Origin of the sequence: Cupriavidus sp. 30B13 (assembly GCF_049059565.2) — a bacterium.
In the GTDB taxonomy this organism is placed as follows: Bacteria; Pseudomonadota; Gammaproteobacteria; order Burkholderiales; family Burkholderiaceae; genus Cupriavidus.
Genome location: NZ_CP188224.1, coordinates 1,227,829 through 1,244,604, shown reverse-complemented (window position 1 = coordinate 1,244,604; position 16,776 = coordinate 1,227,829). Strand labels below are relative to the sequence as shown.

The following is a 16,776-nucleotide window of genomic DNA, read 5'->3' as shown; positions in this document are numbered from 1 at the left end:
ACTTCGACAAACACGCCTCCCTTCTTCTTTCGCCATGACCGACTTTGACGACGCCTTGCAGGCCCATCGCCGGGGCAACGTGGTGGCGGCCGCGCAAGGCTACCGCGCCGCCATCGCCCAGAATCCCGGCCATGCCCAAGCGCTCCACCTGCTTGGGCTGCTATACCATCAACAGGAGCAACACGATCTCGCCATTGAACACATCGAACGGGCCGCCGCACTGCAGCCAGAGGACCCGACAATCCAGTTGAACCTCGGGATTGCACTCCGCGCGGCCGGCCACACTGACCAGGCCATCGCGTGCTTTCACAAGGCATTGGCACTGTCTCCGGCCATGGCCGCTGCCCACTACAACCTGGGCAACGCCTATGCGGCCGGACAACGTCATGCCGAGGCGGTCGAGTCATTCCGCACCGTGGTCAGGCTGCAGCCCGATGACCTGGCGGCGCTCAACAACCTCGGTAACGCGCTGTTGGCCCTCCAGCGCCATCGGGAGGCGGTGAACGTATTGGAACGGGCGCTGCAGTTCGCACCTGGCCATGCCCTGCTGCATAACAACCTCGGCATTGCGCATCACGTCCTCCAGGAGACGGACCGGGCCATCGGGCACTTTACGGCGGCCGCTGCCGCGGATCCCGGCTATGTGCCTGCCCACATCAATCTGGGCAACCTCCTCCATGCGCAAGAGCGCAACGCCGAAGCCGCCGTGGCCTTCCAGACCGCGCTGGCATGTGAGCCGACCTCGGTTGCCGCCCTGTTGGGGGTCGGCAACGCACTCAGCGCGATGGAGCGCTATGCCGAGGCCGTCGTTCACCTGGAGTCAGCGGTTCGTCTTCAGCCACAGTTGGTGCCGGCCTGGTACAACCTGGGCTGCGCCCGGCTTGCCCTGCGTGCCTACGGCGCTGCGCTCGAGGCCTTCGACCAGGTCCTGCGCCTTGCCCCCGGCTTTGCCCCGGCCCATCTCAATCGGGCCCACACCTGGCTGGCCATGGGGGACTACCAGCGGGGGTGGCCTGAATATGAATGGCGGTTCCAGACCATCCATCCCGTTCCATCCTCTCCCACTTCCGACCTGCCCCGCTGGCACGGTGAAGCGTTGGACCATCAGGTTCTGCTCATCCAGGCCGAGCAAGGCTTGGGGGATACACTTCAGTTCGTCAGGTTTATTCCCCTGGCGGCACAACGCGCTCCCCATCTCGTCCTGGCCGCGCAACCAGAGCTTGTTCCGCTCTTGGAGCCCAATGCCAAGGCGTGGGGCATCCGGCTGATCGCCCAAAATGACGCCTGTCCCGACGCAGCCGTCCAGTGCCCGCTCCTGAGCTTGCCATACGTGCTCGGCATGACATTAGAGACATTCATTCCAGATCTTTCACCGGCGCCTTACCTGGCGGCCCCGGAAGACTATCGGGCCAAATGGCGCCATGTATTACATGGCCTCAAGGGGCGCAAGATCGGACTCGCATGGTCTGGCCGCATCAGGCACAACGAGAATCGGGCCATACCGCTCGCGCGGCTCACCCCCTTGCTAGCGCTCGACGACATCGACTGGGTCATTCTCCAGCGCGATATCAGTGAGGCCGATCTCGGTATGCTCAAAGACCACCCGCATGCGGCGCGCCTGCATCGCTTTGATGACAGGGTGGAGAATTTTGCGGATACTGCCGCGCTGGTGGAGCAGCTCGACGCCGTCGTCTCCATCGACACGTCGGTGGCCCACTTGGCCGGAGCAATGCATAAACCGCTGTGGCTCATGCTGCCGTTTGCGGCCGATTGGCGCTGGTTTGCAGGGTCCGAGTCCAGCTTGTGGTACCCGACAACCCGACAGGTTTATCAGTCACAGCCGGGCGACTGGGATGTCGTGATTCAGCAAATCGTGGCTAACCTGGCGAGACCAATTCCCTCCCAATAACGTATCCGCATTACCCTGAACAGCCTCCACCTTCCCCATACGACTTCATACCGTCTCCCTTCTAGTAGCCATTCTTCCCCAACCAAGTCATACCAAACAGGCTGCGCCATATTCAGGGCTGCAGTCTGTTTGGCAGCCTCTCTTCAACGTGATTATTTTTTACATCCTCAGGCATTGCTATGGAAGACAGGCATCACCTGGTGGCATCTGAAGATAAGCGACTGAGGGGAGAATAAGGGACGCGCACTTACCGTTTCTCCTTGAGCACCGGAAACCTCCGAAGTCTTCCGTCTTTTTTTCATCAACGGGAGCCCACACGAATGGCGACTTACCATCTCAGTCTCAAAAGCGGCAAGAAAGGAAAGGCAGCGGATCACGCCGCCTATATTTCACGCACCGGCAAATTCAGTAAGGCGGAGGGCCGATCCGATCTCATTCAGTCAGGCTATGGGAATCTGCCGGACTGGGCATCCGGCGATCCGCTTCGCTTCTGGAAACTGGCCGACAAATACGAACGAGTAAATGCCGCGGCATATCGCGAGTTTGAGGTCGCCTTGCCGCGCGAACTTACCCTTTCCCAACAGCAGCAGATTCTGGAGGAATTTATCCGCCAGGAAGTGGGAAACAAGCCTTACCAGTTCGCAATTCATGCCCCAACCGCAGCCCTTGGTGGCGAGGCTCAACCTCACTCTCATGTCATGTACTCGGATCGCTGCCCGGATGGCATCGAACGCTCTGCCGAACAGCATTTTCGGCGCTATAACGGCGCGAATCCGGAACGCGGTGGCTGCAGAAAGGACAGCGGTGGCATGAGTGCCTTCGAGCTTCGAGAGAAACTCATTTCTACCCGGAAAAATTGGGCAGACATACAAAATGCCGCGTTGGAAAAGCATGGCCATCCTGAGCGAGTTGACCACCGTAGCCACGCAGCACGGGAGATAACCCGGCAGCCAGAACGCCATCTGGGACAAGCGTTGGTGAAGAAGATGACACCGACGGAAAAGGAAGCCTACGTAAAGGGACGTGCGCAAACGTAACCAAGCCCAACAAGAAGGTCTACGCTAGGCTAAAGATGCTATTCCTGCTACCAGGTAGCAGGAATAGCATCTTTAGCCACAACTTTGACAAATCAGACCTTGGGTATATAGGGGGGAGGATTATTGAGATACACCATTTTAGGAGATCTCGCGGAATAGCTCCCAAATCGGATCTTCTGGTTACGAACGAGATAGTCCAGGGCCTGCTCTATCCTTAGCTTCTGATGACGTAGTGGCCCCGACTGCAGAATCTCATTCTTCCTGATACCGGGCCCCATTGCATGGCCGCTCGCTATGACCCGCTGACGAATCCAACGCTCCAGCACCTCGGCATCCAACTTCTCACGTGATGCCTTCTGATCCACAAATACGGCAATAAATTCGCCGCCAAACCAATTACAAATATTAATTGCACGATTAACATTCTCGCTCGATATGAATCCAGACGACCTTTCAAATATGTGGAAAAGTGCAGCCATACGCGCCACATTTTCTGCCATTTTTGCCGCCGCCTCCTTCACACTGTAAAGAACACCCCATGGCAATATTTCAGACTCCAGATTATTATAATAATCTCTCCATATTTTTTGCGCTTCCACAGACAACTCAACAACAGGACGCCCTTGACATCCCCTATTGATATTAGATCGATTTTGATGAAGCAACTCCTCGACCCGAACCCCAAAATCCTCAATACCCGATGAAAAATTGATACCAACATCAGATTCTGACGTATCGAGAAGATATCGAGTACCCTGCGTAGATTCAGGATATGCAACGAGAAATCGCGCGAAAAATCCGATCTCACGTGCCGCATCTCCGTGCGCATGCATAAACTGCTCAAAAATTCCTGGCTGCACCATCAGAGAAATCGTGAGTCGTGCATTATGCACAGTAAAACTCTCACTACTTCTCCTGTCTACACTTAGCGATGCGCCATCCCAAAGCTTATTTAGCATTGCTAGGCCACTAGCGGCTCGCCCATTCAGAATGGCCCCTGCTTCATCCGACACGATACCGGCCGCCGGCCAGTTCTCGTACAAACCGAAAGCAATGGCTTCCGGTGTTGCATCTGAGTACAGCAATCTCAGCGACAGTGGCTTTACCGGCTTCTCGACCTCCAGACCCTCAAGGCGTTTTTCAAGGCCCTCTGTCTGCTTACCTTGTTTCACCGCCTTCCGATACTCTTCCCTCAGGACATTCTTTTTTATGGACCACCCCTCCATACGTGCGTTATGTCTGCGCTCACGCTCATCGCGGTCCACCTCCATCCGGTCATCAGATTCTCGAATAGCTTTCATGAGATATTTATCCAACTGCGTCTTACGCTCGCCGGACACCCCAAAACCAAGCATATACAAAGAACAGGGTGATTCCAGCCCCTGCATTCGCCTGACATCTGCGAGATCCTGGCAAACCACCGACACAGCAGATAACGCAGATAGTGCAGCTAGTCCCATTGGGGCTTGAGTTTTGCTCTGGGCATTCAAAACAGCGTTTCGAATCAGCGGAGGAAGTGCCATAACGGGGAATGCTTGATTCATTACAGTAGACCTCTCTTCCTAAAAATCTCTTTTTCAATCACATTAAAATAAAAAATACAATTCATATACAAAATACACACAATGTCAACGGCACAGAAAATTTTATCAAGGCTTCGGCATAGAAAAATTTAAATTATCAATCTAATATAAAATTGATTTTTTCAAAAAATAACTATAAAGTTCTTCGTTAATTTGCCGCCCCCCCCCCCCCCCCAAGAAGGCCCAACGAAGTGACCTCCTGAGATGACGCCAGCAGATGTGCAACAGGCGATTTCAGGAAGGCTTCGTGGATCAAGGCGAGGCGCTCGAAGCGCACGCGCAATCTCTTGAAGTTGTGCAGCCAGGCGATCGTTCGTTCGACGACCAACGGGTCTTGCCAAGGCCATTGCCATCCGCTTCACCGCGATGGACGATCTCGGTGGTGATGTCGGCGGCGTGAAGAGGCTTACGGTATTTGTCGTGGTCGTACCCGCGATCACCCTACCCTGGACGATGCGGGGCTTGGACAATGGACGGCCGCGTTTGCCGCGGATAGGCGGAATCGCCTCAACCAGCGGCAGCAGTTGGGTGACGTCGTTGCGATTGGAGCCGGTCAGTATCAGCGCCAGCGGTATGCCTTGGGCCTCCGTCAGGAGGTGATGCTGAACCGGGTCGCGCGCGATCGGTGGGGTTGGGTCCTGTTTTTGACCCGCCCCCAACGCACGAATGGAAGAACCGCCTGACCGCCGACGAATTCGCCGTGCAGTACGTTCTATGGCCTGCCTTGGAACGATTCCTGCCAGACTACCCGGATATCCGTGTCGAGCTGACGACAGACTACGGCCTGACCGACATCGTGCAGGCGCGCTATGACGCGGGCGTGCGCTGCGGTGGTCTGATTGCCAAGGACATGGTGGCCGTGAGTATCAGCCCCGACATCCGCATGTCCGTGGTGGGGGCACTCGCCTATTTCGCGAACCACCAGGCCCGCAGGATCTGACGGCCCATGCCGGCATCAACCTGCGGCTGCCGCCCCCGGGGAGCTTTTATATGGACCTTCAGGAAAGGAGGCAGAAGCTTGCGCATCCGCTGCGACGGACCGCTCGTCTTCAACAGACTGCCGCCGATGCTCAGCGCTACGCTCGGCCTGGTCTGACTACCCGAACCCATGGTGAGGACCCAGGTGGAAGCTGGCCGGCTGGTGCCTGTACTGGAGACTGGGCCCAGACCTTCGAGGGCTATCACCTTTACTATCCGCATCGCCACCATGACGTCCGCTCTCTCGCTGCTGCTAAAGACGCTGCGTGTCGAAAGGTAATCGTGCCCCGACCGGCACATTGGGGCGAAATAACCGGATTCCACGATTGACCATGCAGCGTTTCTAGTAGCGCCCTCGATTTGCTTCAGCGCTTCCCTGGCGGCCTCAGGATTTTGTCTCCACCAGCATACGCCTTGCGTGTCAGGCGAATATAGGTCCGCTCAAGTGCACGTTCTTTCATCCGTCGCACCGCTCTGCCAGCAAGTTCCGGCGACGCCGGCTACGCCTTCCCGGCGGCCGCCGTGTCGACGCGCGTCCGCCTCGAGATGTCGGCCCCGGCGTTGTCGGCCAGCCGGCGCGTGACGGGAATCGAGGCGAACGAGCACAGCCCCACCACCACGAAGGCCGGCCAGAAATCCGACCACTGCAGCGTCGCGTGGCCGTTCACCGAGCGCGTGATCTCCAGCACGATGCCGCTGATCGTCACCCCGAGGCCGAGCGAGATCTGCTGCACCACGCTGCCCAGGCTGGTGGCGCGGCCCACGTCGCTGCTCTTGATCTCGGCGTAGGTCATCGAATTGAGGCTGGTGAACTGCAGCGCGGGGAAGAAGCCGCCCAGCAGCACGACCAGCCAGATCACCCAGGTCGGCGTGCCGGGAAAGAACGCGCCGCATGCGGCGATGGCGATGCCCGACAGCGCGGCGTTGTACATCAGCGTGTTGCGAAAGCCGAAGCGCCCCAGCACCTTGGAGGCGAGCGTGCGCATGAAGATGCCGCCGAACGCCGACGCGCAGGTAATCAGCCCGGAGCGGAACGCGCTCATGCCATGCCCTTCCTGCAGCACCAGCGGCAGCAGGAACGGCACCGCGCCCAGGCCGATGCGGAACAGCGAGCCGCCCAGCACGCTGGCCTGGAAGGTCGGCACGCGGAAAAAGCGCAGGTCCAGCAGCGGCCGCGGCGTGCGGTACGCGTACCAGGCGTACACCAGCAGCATGGCCGCTCCGGCCGCCGCCATCGCCAGCGCGGCCGTACCGGAGGCCAGCCCGCCGTCCACCAGCGACAGCCCCAGCAGGAACAGCGAGGCGCCGCCGGCCGACAGCACGAAGCCGATCCAGTCCAGCGGCCCGGGATGCGGCTCGCGCGTGTTCTTGATGTAGCGGTTGGCCAGGTAGATGCCGAGGATGCCCACCGGGATGTTGATCAGGAAGATCAGCCGCCAGTGCAGGTAGGTGGTGATGAAGCCGCCGAGCAGCGGCCCCGCCGCCGGCCCGAGCATGGCGGGCACGCTCAGGTAGTTCATGGCGCGGATGTACTCGGAGCGCTCCACCACGCGGAAGATGATGATGCGGCCCACCGGCACCATCATGGCCCCGCCCACGCCCTGGATGAAGCGGGCCACCGTGAACGCGAGCAGCGAGGTGGACACCGCGCACAGGATGGAGCCGGCGACGAAGATGCCGATGGCCGCGCGGAACACGGAGCGCGCGCCGTAGCGGTCCGCCAGCCAGCCGCACACCGGGATGAACACGCCGAGCCCGAGCACGTAGCTGGTGACGGCGATCTTGAGGGTGACCGGATCGTGGCCGAAGGCGCGCGCCATCTCGGGCAGCGCGGTGACGATCACGTTGGCGTCCAGGCTTTCCATGAACATCGCGCACGCGACGATCACGGGCACGATAAAAGCCTTCAGAGCAAGTAGCATGGGGGCGCGGGGAAAAAACGAAAAACAGAAAGTAAGCAGCCGCTGAAGAAACGCGATTATCGCACCGATATGGGTCACGCGCCCGCGTGCCCGTCCATGGCGCCCCACCGGCGAAGTGCCCTGCGAGCCAGGCGCGCGCGCCCGGTGCACCGCCCCGGCGCATCCCGCCCCGCCTAAATTTCCGCTCCCCGGCTTCGTCCAGTTGAGTGATGCATTGCACCACCGCCACGACAGACACGGGAGCCACCATGAGTTTCGACCGCGACGACGCCACCTTCCTGGTCCTCGTCAACCATGAAGAGCAGTACTCCATCTGGCCCGACTACAAGCCCGTGCCGGGCGGCTGGCGCGCCGCCGGTTTCAGCGGCAACAAGCAGGCGTGCCTGGACCATATCGAGCGCACCTGGACCGACATGCGGCCGCTGAGCCTGCGCCGCCATATGGAGGCACAGGCCGAAGCGCAGGCGGCGGCGCCGGCGAAGGCACAAGCCCCGGCAGACGCCTGAGCATGCCCGGCCTGCTGCTGTTCTGCCTGCCCTATGCCGGCGCCAGCGCCACCGCCTACCTGCGCTGGCGCCGGCTGCTGCCGGCCGGGGTGGCGCTGGTGCCGCTCGAGCCGCCGGGGCGCGGCGCGCGCCTGGCGGAGCCGCTGCTGCGCGATTTCGAGGCGCTGGCGGCCGACCTGGCCGGCGCCGCCGGCGCGCGGCTGGACCAGCACGCAGACCGCGGCGCGCCCGCCCGCTACGCGTTGTTCGGCCACAGCATGGGCGGCCTGCTGGCCTACCGCGTGGCCCAGTTGCTGCGCGAGCGCGGCCACGCGCTGCCGCAGCGCCTGGTGGTGTCGGCCTGCGCGGCGCCTAGCCGGCGCGATCCGCGGCGCCTGGCCGCGCTGCGCGGCGACGCGGCGCTGATGGCCGAGCTGCGCAAGCACGGCGGCACGCCCGAGGCGGTGTTCGCCGATGCCGAACTGCTGCGCCTCACGCTCGACGTGCTCGACGCCGACTACCGCGTCTGCGAGAGCTTTCGCCACACCGACGCGGCGCCGCTGCCGGTGCCGCTGCACGTGCTGGCCGGGCGCGACGACGCCATCGGCGCGGCCGAGCTGCAGGCCTGGGCGCTGGCCACCAGCGCCGGCCACACGCTGGACTGGTTCGCCGGCGGCCATTTCTTCCTCCACCAGCAGCAGGGCGCCGTGCTGGCCAGGCTGGCCGAATTGCTGGCCACAGTCCTGGCCGCAGTGCCGACCGAGCCGCCAGCCGAACCGCCGGCCGCGTTGCCGCCCGGACACGCCCGCGCCGCCCGCCCGGTGCCCGCCTGAACCCCGCGCGCGCGGCGCCGCCCTCCCACGCCAACCGTTTTCCTGGAAAGCCGATCCAAGCATGCAGCCCGATCCGAACGTCCCGGCCACGCTGGTGGCCCACCTCTGCCGCCTGGCCGCGCAGCGCGCCGGCGATACGGCCCTGATCACCATCGACGAGACCGGCGAGCAGCGCCACGACTACGCCGCGCTGGACACCCGCGCGCGCGCGCTGGCCGCCTGCCTGGGCGGGCATGCCGCGCCCGGCGAGCGCGTGCTGCTGCTGATGGACAGCGGCATCGATTACGTGGCCGGTTTCTTCGCCTGCCTGTACGCCGGCCTGGTGGCCGTGCCCGCGTTCGAGCCCGGCGCCATGCGCGCGGCCCAGGTCAGCCGCCTGCGCGCCATCGCCGGCGACGCCGCCGCCGGCGTGCTGCTGACCACCGCCGCGCAGGCCGCGGCGCACGGCGACACGCTGGCCGCCATCGCCCCGCGCGCGCGGGTGGTGCTGGCCGACGCGCCGCTGGCGCCGCCGCCGGCCGGCTGGCGGCCGTTCGCGGCCGGCCCGGACACCCTCGCCTTCCTGCAATACACCTCCGGCTCCACCGCCGCGCCCAAGGGCGTGATGGTCAGCCACGGCAACGTGATGGCCAACGAGGCCGCCATCCAGGCCGGCATGGCCGTGCGGCCCGGCGACGTGATGGTGAGCTGGCTGCCGCTGTACCACGACATGGGGCTGATCGGCGGCCTGCTGCAGCCGCTTCACACCGGCACGCCGCTGGTGCTGATGCCGCCGCGGCTGTTCCTGGAGCGCCCGGCGCGCTGGCTGCAGGCCATCGCGCGCCATCGCGGCACGGTCTCGGGCGGGCCCGACTTTGCCTACCGCCTGTGCGTGGAGCGCGTGCGCGACGCCCAGCTCGACGGGCTGGACCTGTCGAGCTGGGCGCTGGCCTTCTCCGGCGCCGAGCCGGTGCGCGCCGACACCCTGCGCGCGTTCGCGCGGCGCTTCGCCGGGGCCGGCTTCCGCGCCGGCGCGCTCTACCCCTGCTACGGCCTGGCCGAGGCCACGCTGTTCGTCAGCGGCGGCGAGCGCGGCAAGGACATGGCCAGCACGCGCTTCGACACGGCGGCGCTGGCGCGCGGGCAAGGCGTGCCGGCCGGCGCCGACGTGCCCGGCGGCCAGGACGCCGAAGCGGGCATCACCGAGCTGGTGGCCTGCGGCTTCGCGCGCGCCGGCCACGCGGTGCGCATCGCCGATCGCGGCGGCCGCGCGCTGCCCGACGGCGCCGTGGGCGAGATCCAGGTGCGCGGCGCCAGCGTGACGCGCGGCTACTGGCGCAACCCGCGGGCCACGGCCGAAAGCTTCGCCGCCGACACCGGCGGCGCCTGGCTGCGCACCGGCGACCTCGGCCTGCGCCACGACGGCCAGCTCTACATTGCCGGACGCCGCAAGGACCTGATCATCGTGCGCGGCCAGAACCTCTATCCGCAGGACATCGAGCGCGCCGTGGAAGCCCACGTGGCCAGCGCGCGGCCGGGCCGCGTGGCGGCCTTCGCGGTGGCCACGGACCACGGCGAAGGCATCGGCGTGGCGGCGGAAATCTCGCGCCCCGAGCAGCGCCGCGCCGGCCACGGCGCGCTGGTGCAGGCGCTGGCCGAGGCGGTGGGCAATGCCTGCGGCGAGCCGCTGGCGGTGGCGCTGCTGCTCAATCCGGGCGGCCTGCCCAAGACCTCCAGCGGCAAGCTGCAGCGCGCCGCCTGCCGCCAGCGCTGGCTGGACGGCAGCCTGGATGCCTGCGCGGTATGGGCGCACGGCGCGTTCACGCGCGGCGGCGCGCCGGCCGAAGCCGGCGGCGCCACCCCGGCCGAGGCGCCGCGCGGCGCCACCGAGCTGGCGCTGGCCGCGCTGTGGCAGGAACTGCTGGGCGACGCCCCCGCCGGCCGCCACGCGCATTTCTTCGCCAGCGGCGGCAACTCGCTGGCCGCCGCCCGCCTGGTGGCGCGGCTGCGCGAGCGGCATGGCGCGGCGGTGCCGCTGCGGCTGCTGTTCGACCACCCCACGCTGGCCGCCTGCGCGGCGGCGCTCGACCGCCTCGGCGGCACGGCCGGCGATGCGCCCGGCGACGGCGCGCACGGCATCCACGACGCCATCGCCCCCGCCCCGCGCCACCCGGCCATGCCGCTGGCGCCGGCCCAGCACCGCCTGTGGCTGGTCGACCGCCTCGGCGGCGCCGACGCGCGCTGGACCTACAACATGGCCGGCGGCCTGCGCCTGGCCGGCGCGCTGGACGCCGACGCGGTGCGCGCCAGCCTGAACGCGCTGGTGGCGAGGCACGAGATCCTGCGCACCGCCTACCCCGCCGACGCCCAGGGCGAGCCCTATGCGTGCATCGCGCCCGCGCTGGCACTCGACGTGCCGCTCAGCGATCTCTCCGGCCTCGGCCCGGCGCAGCGCGAGCTGGCCCTGCGCGAGCTGGCCGAGGCGCAGGCGCGCCAGCCGTTCGACCTGGCCCAGGCGCCGCCGCTGCGCGCGCGCCTGGTGCGCCTGGCCGCCGACGACCATGCGCTGCTGCTGACGCTGCACCATATCGCCGGCGACGGCTGGTCGGTGGGCGTGCTGCTCGACGAATTCGCGGCCGGCTACAACGCCGCGCGCGCCGGCCGCCCCGCCGCATTGCCGCCGCTGTCCATCCAGTACGCCGACTACGCCGTCCACCAGCAGGCCGCCGCGCGGCAGGCGCAACTGCACGCCGACGCCGGCTACTGGCGCGGCGCCCTGCAAGGCGCGCCGCAGGCGCCCACGCTGCCAACCACCTACCCGCGCCCGCCGGTGGCATCCACGGCCGGCGCCGCCTGCCACGCCACCCTGCCCGCCGCGCTGCTGGCGCAGGCCGACGCGCTCGCCCACGCCCACGGCGCCACCCGCTACATGGTGCTGCTGGCCGCCTTCCACCTGCTGCTGCACCGCCTGGGCGGCGCCAGCGAGCAACTGGTCGGCATCGACGTGGCCGGCCGGCCGCGCCGCGAGCTCGAAGGCCTGATCGGCTTCTTCGTCAACGTGTTGCCGCTGCGCGCCCACTGCGCCGCCGACCTGCGCTTTGCCGACCTGCTGGCGCAGGTGCGCGCGCGCACGCTGGAGGCGTTCGACCACCAGGCGCTGCCGTTCGAGCGCATCGTGGAGGCCGCCGGCCAGGGCGCGGCGCGGCGCGAGCGCGGCTGGCACCCGCTGGTGCAGGTGCTGTTCGTGCTGCACAACACGCCCGCCGGCACGCTGGCGATGGACGGCGTGACGGCCAGCCGCCTGCCCGCGCCGGCGCATGCCGCCAAGTTCGACCTCGCCGTCTTCCTCGAACCCCACGCCGGCGGCGTGCGCGCCGAGTGGGTCTACGCCACCGCGCTGTTCTCGCCCGCCGCGGCCACCGCGCTGGCCGACGCCTATGCCGCCGTGCTGGCGCAGGCGGTGGCCGACCCCGCGCGCCGGCTGCCCGCCTTCGTCCTGCCGGGCGCGCCCGGCCACGCCATCCACGCCATCCGCTCCACCGAAGCCAACGACACCGTCCATCCCGCCATGACGCCCAGCCCCAGCCCCAGCCCAAGCCCAAGCCCAAGCAGCAAGCTCGACAAGCTCAAGCAACTGACCCGCCGCGCGCCGGCGGCCGCGCCCGCCCCGGCACCCGCCGCGCGGCCGCTGGTGACGACCTCCTTCCTCGCTCCCGGCAAGACCTTCCCCATCGTGATCGAGCCCGGCGCCGGCGACATCGACGCGGTGGGCTGGGCGCGCGCGCAGCGCGACTACCTCGAGTCCACGCTGTGCCGCCACGGCGGCATCCTGCTGCGCGGCTTCGGCCTGCGCACGCCGCAGGAATTCGAGGCCTTCGCCGAGGCCATCGAGCCCGGCCTGTACGGCGCCTACGGCGACCTGCCCAAGAAGGAGGGCGGGCGCAACACCTACCGCTCCACGCCCTACCCCGAGCGCGAGATGATCCTCTACCACAACGAAAGCGCCCACCTGTCGCGCTGGCCGCGCAAGCAGTGGTTCTTCTGCGAGCTGCCGGCGCCGGTGGGCGGCGCCACGCCCATCGTCGACTGCCGCGAGATGTACCGCCGCCTGCCGCGCGCGCTGGCCGAGCAGTTCGAGCGCAAGCAGCTGCGCTACGTGCGCACCTTCAACGACAAGCTCGACGTGAGCTGGCGCGACTTCTTCAAGACCGCCGAGCGCGCCGAGGTGGAAGCGCGCCTGCGCGCCTCCGGCACCGATTTCCGCTGGCTCGACGCCGACACCCTGCAGACCCGCGAGTTGTGCCCGGCCGTGATCGCCCACCCGGTCACCGGCGAGCGCAGCTTCTTCAACCAGGTGCAGCTGCACCACACCGCCTGCCTGGACCCCGAGGTGCGGCGCGACCTGCTGGAGATCGTCGGCGCCGAGCGCATGCCGCGCCAGGTCACTTTCGGCGACGGCAGCCCCATCGGCGACGACACGATGGCCCTGCTCGGCGAGCTGTACGAGGCCTGCGCGGTGCGCTTCGACTGGCGCCAGGGCGACGTGGTGATGCTGGACAACATGCTGGCCGCGCACGCCCGCGACCCCTACCAGGGCCCGCGCAAGATCGTGGTGGCGATGGGCGAGATGTTCGAGCGCCGCGCGCTGCGCCCGCTGGCCGACAGCGCTGCGGCCGATGTTGCCGACGCCGCCGCGACCGCCGGCACGGAGGGCTGACGCGATGAACGCCATCGTCCACGACTTCTCCGCCGCCGCCCAGCCGCTGGGCCGCGAACAGCGCGCGCTGGAAGGGCGCGCCGACGCGCCGGTCACGCTCGCCGCCACGCTGCGCGGCCCGCTGGACGTGCCGCGCCTGCGCCAGGCGCTGCTGCGCGTGGCCGCGCGCCACCCCAGCCTGGGCCTGGCCTTCGGCCACGCCGAGGGGCTGCGCGGCCTGCGCCAGCGCTTCGAGGGTGTGCCGCCGCTATGGGCGGACGCGCGCGGCGATGCCGCGCATGCCGCCGATAAAGCCGACGGCGCGGATGCCACCGATGCCCTGCCCGCGCTGCGCGCCACGCTGCTGCCGCTCGGCCCGGACCACCACCAGCTGCGGCTGGCCGCCAGCCCGCTCGCCGCCGACGGCGCCAGCCTGGCCACGCTGTACCGCGAGCTGGCGCAGGCCTATGCCGGCGGCGACATCGGCGACATCGGCGGCGCGGACGCGCAAGAAGCCCCGCTCGCCTACGCCGACTACCTCGAATGGACCGCCGGCCTGGCCCAGGACAACGCGCAGGCCGGCCGCGACTACTGGCACGGCGCCGGCGGCGCGCTCGCCGGGCTGGACGCGCCGCGCCTGCCGTGGCGCCGCGCCGCGCCGGATGCGGCGCCGTCGCCCGCCGAGCTGAGCGTGGCCATCGGCAGCGGCGAAGCCGCCGCGCTGCAGGCATGGGCGCGGGCGCTGGGCCAGCCGCTGCCGCTCGCGCTGCAGGCCGCGTGGTGGCTGCTGCTGTGGCGCCTGGACCCGGCCGAAGCGTTTGCCGCCGGCTGGCTGCACGACTGCCGCCGCGACTTCGACGCGCTGGCCGGCGCCGTGGGCCGCTACGAGGCGGTGCTGCCGCTGGCGGTGCGCCCCGACCCGGACGCGCCGTTCGCGGACTGGCTGGCGCTGCTGGCCGCGCAGGCCGGCAGCCACCTGGACTGGCGCGAGCACTGCCCGGCCGACGCCGCCGCGGGCGCCGCGGGCCGCATCGGCTTTGTTCTCTCCACCCTGCCGCCGGCCATGCCGGCGCGCGGCGGCCTGCACTGGCAGGCGCAGCCGCCGCAGGCGCTGCCCGGCTTCGAACTGGCGCTGGAAATCCGCGAGGACGAGCACGGCGACGAATGCGGCGACGAATCCGCGCACGAACGCGGCACGCCGCGCCAGCTCGCCCTCCACTACGACGCCGCGCGCTACCGCGCCGACGCCATGGCCTGCCTGCTGGACCAGTACCGCACGCTGCTGGGCACGCTGCGCGCGCAGGCCGCCACCGCCATCCGCGCGCTGCCGCTGGCCACCGCCGCCGACGCCGCGCGCGCCGCCGCCATGCATGCCGCGCCGCTCGACGCGGGCCCGCTGATGCTGCCGCAGCGGCTGGCGCAATGGGGCCGCGAGCGCGCGCGCGAGCCCGCGCTGTCCGCCGTCGGCCTGCAACTGGACTACGGCGCGCTGAACCAGCGCGTGGCGGCGCTGGCCGCGCGCCTGCCCGCCCTTGGCCTGCGCCGTGGCGCGCCGGTCGGCCTGCTGCTGCCGCGTGGCGGCGAACTGGTGCTGGCCCTGCTGGCCGTGCTGCGCGCGGGCGGCGCCTACCTGCCGCTGGACCCGTCGTGGCCGGCGCCGCGCCGCGCGCAGGTCCTGGCCGATGCCGGCGCCACGCTGGTGCTGGCCGGGGCGCGCTACCTGCCCGGCGGCACCGATGGCGCCAGCCTGCCGCCGCACGTCGACGTGGCCGCGCTGCTGGCGGACAGCGCCACGGCGCCGGCCAACGCCGGCGAGCCGGACCTCGCCGCCGGCCAGCCCGCCTACGTGCTCTACACCTCCGGCTCCACCGGCACGCCCAAAGGCGTGGCGATCGGGCACGGCCAGTTGCTCAACTACGCCGCCGCCGCCGGCCACGCGCTGGGCCTGGAGCGCTGCCGGCGCTTCGCGCTTACCTCCACCGTGGCCGCCGACCTGGGCAACACCACGCTGTTCGGCGCGCTGTGGCACGGCGCCTGCCTGTGCGTGGCCGACGACGCCGACATGCAGGACGCCGCCGCCTTCGCCCGCTTCCTCGCGCGCGAGCGCCCGGACTGCCTGAAGATGGTGCCGTCGCACCTCGATGCGCTGCTCGGCGACAGCGATGGCAATGGCAATGGCGCCGGCGACAGCCTGCCGCTGCCCGCCGGCGCCACCATCGTGCTGGGCGGCGAAAGCGCCCCGCCCGCGCTGCTGGCCCGCCTGCGCCGCCACGCGCCCACCGCGCGCCTGTGCAACCACTACGGCCCGACCGAAACCACGGTGGGCATCCTGGTGCATGTGATCGATGCCGACGATGCCGCCGCTACCGACAATGCGGGCCTGCCGCTCACCACCGTGCTGGCCAATTGCGAGGCGCACGTGCTCAACGCGGCCGGCGAACTGGCGGCGGCCGGCGAAACCGGCGAGCTTTATCTCGGCGGCGCCCAGCTATGCGGCGGCTACCTGGGCCGCGACAGCGATGCCTTCGTGCCGCATCCGCGCCGCGCAGGCGCGCGCCTCTACCGCAGCGGCGACCTCGCGCGCTACCTGCCGCGCGGCGGGCTGGAGCTGGCGGGCCGCGCCGACGGCCAGCTCAAGGTGCGGGGTTTCCGCATCGAATGCGGCGAGATCGAGCACGCGCTGCTGGCGCTGCCCGGCGTGCGCCAGGCCGCGGTGGTGCCGCTGGCCGGGCCGGACGGCGCCGGCGGCGACACGCGCCTGGCCGCCTGGCTGGTGCCCGACGACGACGGCGCCATCCCGCTCGGCGGCGCCCGCCGCGCCGCCCTGCGCGCGGCGCTGGCCGCGCGCCTGCCCGAGGCGATGGTGCCGGCCCACTGGATCGCCGTGGCCGAGCTGCCGCGCCTGCCCAACGGCAAGGTCGACCGGCGCGCGCTGTCCACGCGCGCGCTGCCCGGGGACGATGCGCCCGCCGGCTCCGTGGCCCGCGAGCCCGCCGACGCGCTCGAAGCGCTGCTGCTCGAACAGATGCGCGAGCTGCTGGACGCCCCCGCGCTGCGCGTGACCGACGACCTGTTCGAGGCCGGCGGCCATTCGCTGCTGGTGATCAAGCTGGTGGCGCACATCCGCAAGCTGCTCAAGCTGGAGATCGCGCCGGGCGCGGTGTTCGACGCGCCCAGCGCCGCCGCGCTGGCCGCCGCGCTGCGCGCGGCCAGCGCCGATCCGGCGCAACTGGAAACGCTGGCCGGCCTGCAGCGCACGCTGGCCGCCATGTCGCCGCAGGCGCGCGCGGCCCTGCGCGCCTCGGCCGGCACCGGCGGCGCGCCCGCGCCCGCGGCCGGCTGAGCGCGCCCGCA

The 16,776-nt window shown here is 68.7% G+C and carries 9 protein-coding genes and 1 pseudogene; 7 read left to right on the top strand and 3 right to left on the bottom strand.

The window, feature by feature from the left end; genetic code table 11:
* Positions 1-34: 34 nt before the first annotated feature.
* Positions 35-1,909, top strand: coding sequence for a tetratricopeptide repeat protein (locus ACKI2N_RS24710; protein ID WP_420997425.1), 1,875 nt, complete (start codon positions 35-37; stop codon positions 1,907-1,909).
* Between the two features lie 320 nt (positions 1,910-2,229).
* On the top strand, positions 2,230-2,946 hold the full coding sequence (locus tag ACKI2N_RS24705) for a MobA/MobL family protein (protein WP_420997423.1): 717 nt from the start codon (positions 2,230-2,232) through the stop codon (positions 2,944-2,946).
* Between the two features lie 92 nt (positions 2,947-3,038).
* On the opposite strand, the gene ACKI2N_RS24700 is transcribed toward ACKI2N_RS24705, so the two are convergent.
* Both ACKI2N_RS24700 and ACKI2N_RS24695 read right to left on the bottom strand, forming a co-directional pair.
* The gene (locus tag ACKI2N_RS24700; protein WP_420997422.1) at positions 3,039-4,490 is read right to left on the bottom strand and encodes a YfjI family protein; all 1,452 of its coding nucleotides are present in this window, start codon (positions 4,488-4,490) and stop codon (positions 3,039-3,041) included.
* A 231-nt stretch (positions 4,491-4,721) separates the two neighbouring features.
* Positions 4,722-5,203: pseudogene (locus ACKI2N_RS24695) on the bottom strand (transposase); the annotation flags it as partial.
* Between the two features lie 26 nt (positions 5,204-5,229).
* Between ACKI2N_RS24695 and ACKI2N_RS24690 the strand changes: the two are divergent.
* Complete coding sequence (locus ACKI2N_RS24690; RefSeq protein WP_420997420.1) at positions 5,230-5,469, top strand: LysR substrate-binding domain-containing protein; 240 nt, start codon at positions 5,230-5,232, stop codon at positions 5,467-5,469.
* A 538-nt stretch (positions 5,470-6,007) separates the two neighbouring features.
* On the opposite strand, the gene ACKI2N_RS24685 is transcribed toward ACKI2N_RS24690, so the two are convergent.
* Positions 6,008-7,429 (bottom strand): MFS transporter, encoded by a 1,422-nt coding sequence (locus ACKI2N_RS24685; RefSeq protein ID WP_420997418.1) that lies wholly within the window; start codon positions 7,427-7,429, stop codon positions 6,008-6,010.
* Between the two features lie 248 nt (positions 7,430-7,677).
* Here ACKI2N_RS24685 and ACKI2N_RS24680 point away from each other — a divergent pair, with 248 nt between their 5' ends.
* The 4 genes from ACKI2N_RS24680 (at position 7,678) to ACKI2N_RS24665 (ending at position 16,765) form a co-directional block, all read left to right on the top strand.
* Positions 7,678-7,935, top strand: coding sequence for an MbtH family protein (locus tag ACKI2N_RS24680; protein ID WP_420997417.1), 258 nt, complete (start codon positions 7,678-7,680; stop codon positions 7,933-7,935).
* Positions 7,936-7,937: 2 nt separating this feature from the next.
* Positions 7,938-8,747, top strand: a complete 810-nt coding sequence (locus tag ACKI2N_RS24675) for a thioesterase II family protein (RefSeq protein ID WP_420997415.1) — start codon at positions 7,938-7,940, stop codon at positions 8,745-8,747.
* A gap of 61 nt (positions 8,748-8,808) precedes the next feature.
* Entirely contained in the window at positions 8,809-13,443 is a 4,635-nt protein-coding gene (locus ACKI2N_RS24670) for a condensation domain-containing protein (protein WP_420997414.1), read from the top strand.
* Between the two features lie 4 nt (positions 13,444-13,447).
* Positions 13,448-16,765, top strand: coding sequence for an amino acid adenylation domain-containing protein (locus tag ACKI2N_RS24665; RefSeq protein WP_426990945.1), 3,318 nt, complete (start codon positions 13,448-13,450; stop codon positions 16,763-16,765).
* Positions 16,766-16,776 lie beyond the last annotated feature (11 nt).

What these genes read in the sequence shown, in the direction of transcription:
- ACKI2N_RS24710 (WP_420997425.1), top strand. Translation starts at nt 35, where the DNA reads ATGACCGACTTTGACGACGCCTTGCAGGCCCATCGCCGGGGCAACGTG.
- ACKI2N_RS24705 (WP_420997423.1), top strand. Translation starts at nt 2,230, where the DNA reads ATGGCGACTTACCATCTCAGTCTCAAAAGCGGCAAGAAAGGAAAGGCA.
- ACKI2N_RS24700 (WP_420997422.1), bottom strand. Translation starts at nt 4,490, where the DNA reads ATGAATCAAGCATTCCCCGTTATGGCACTTCCTCCGCTGATTCGAAAC.
- ACKI2N_RS24685 (WP_420997418.1), bottom strand. Translation starts at nt 7,429, where the DNA reads ATGCTACTTGCTCTGAAGGCTTTTATCGTGCCCGTGATCGTCGCGTGC.
- ACKI2N_RS24680 (WP_420997417.1), top strand. Translation starts at nt 7,678, where the DNA reads ATGAGTTTCGACCGCGACGACGCCACCTTCCTGGTCCTCGTCAACCAT.
- ACKI2N_RS24675 (WP_420997415.1), top strand. Translation starts at nt 7,938, where the DNA reads ATGCCCGGCCTGCTGCTGTTCTGCCTGCCCTATGCCGGCGCCAGCGCC.
- ACKI2N_RS24670 (WP_420997414.1), top strand. Translation starts at nt 8,809, where the DNA reads ATGCAGCCCGATCCGAACGTCCCGGCCACGCTGGTGGCCCACCTCTGC.
- ACKI2N_RS24665 (WP_426990945.1), top strand. Translation starts at nt 13,448, where the DNA reads ATGAACGCCATCGTCCACGACTTCTCCGCCGCCGCCCAGCCGCTGGGC.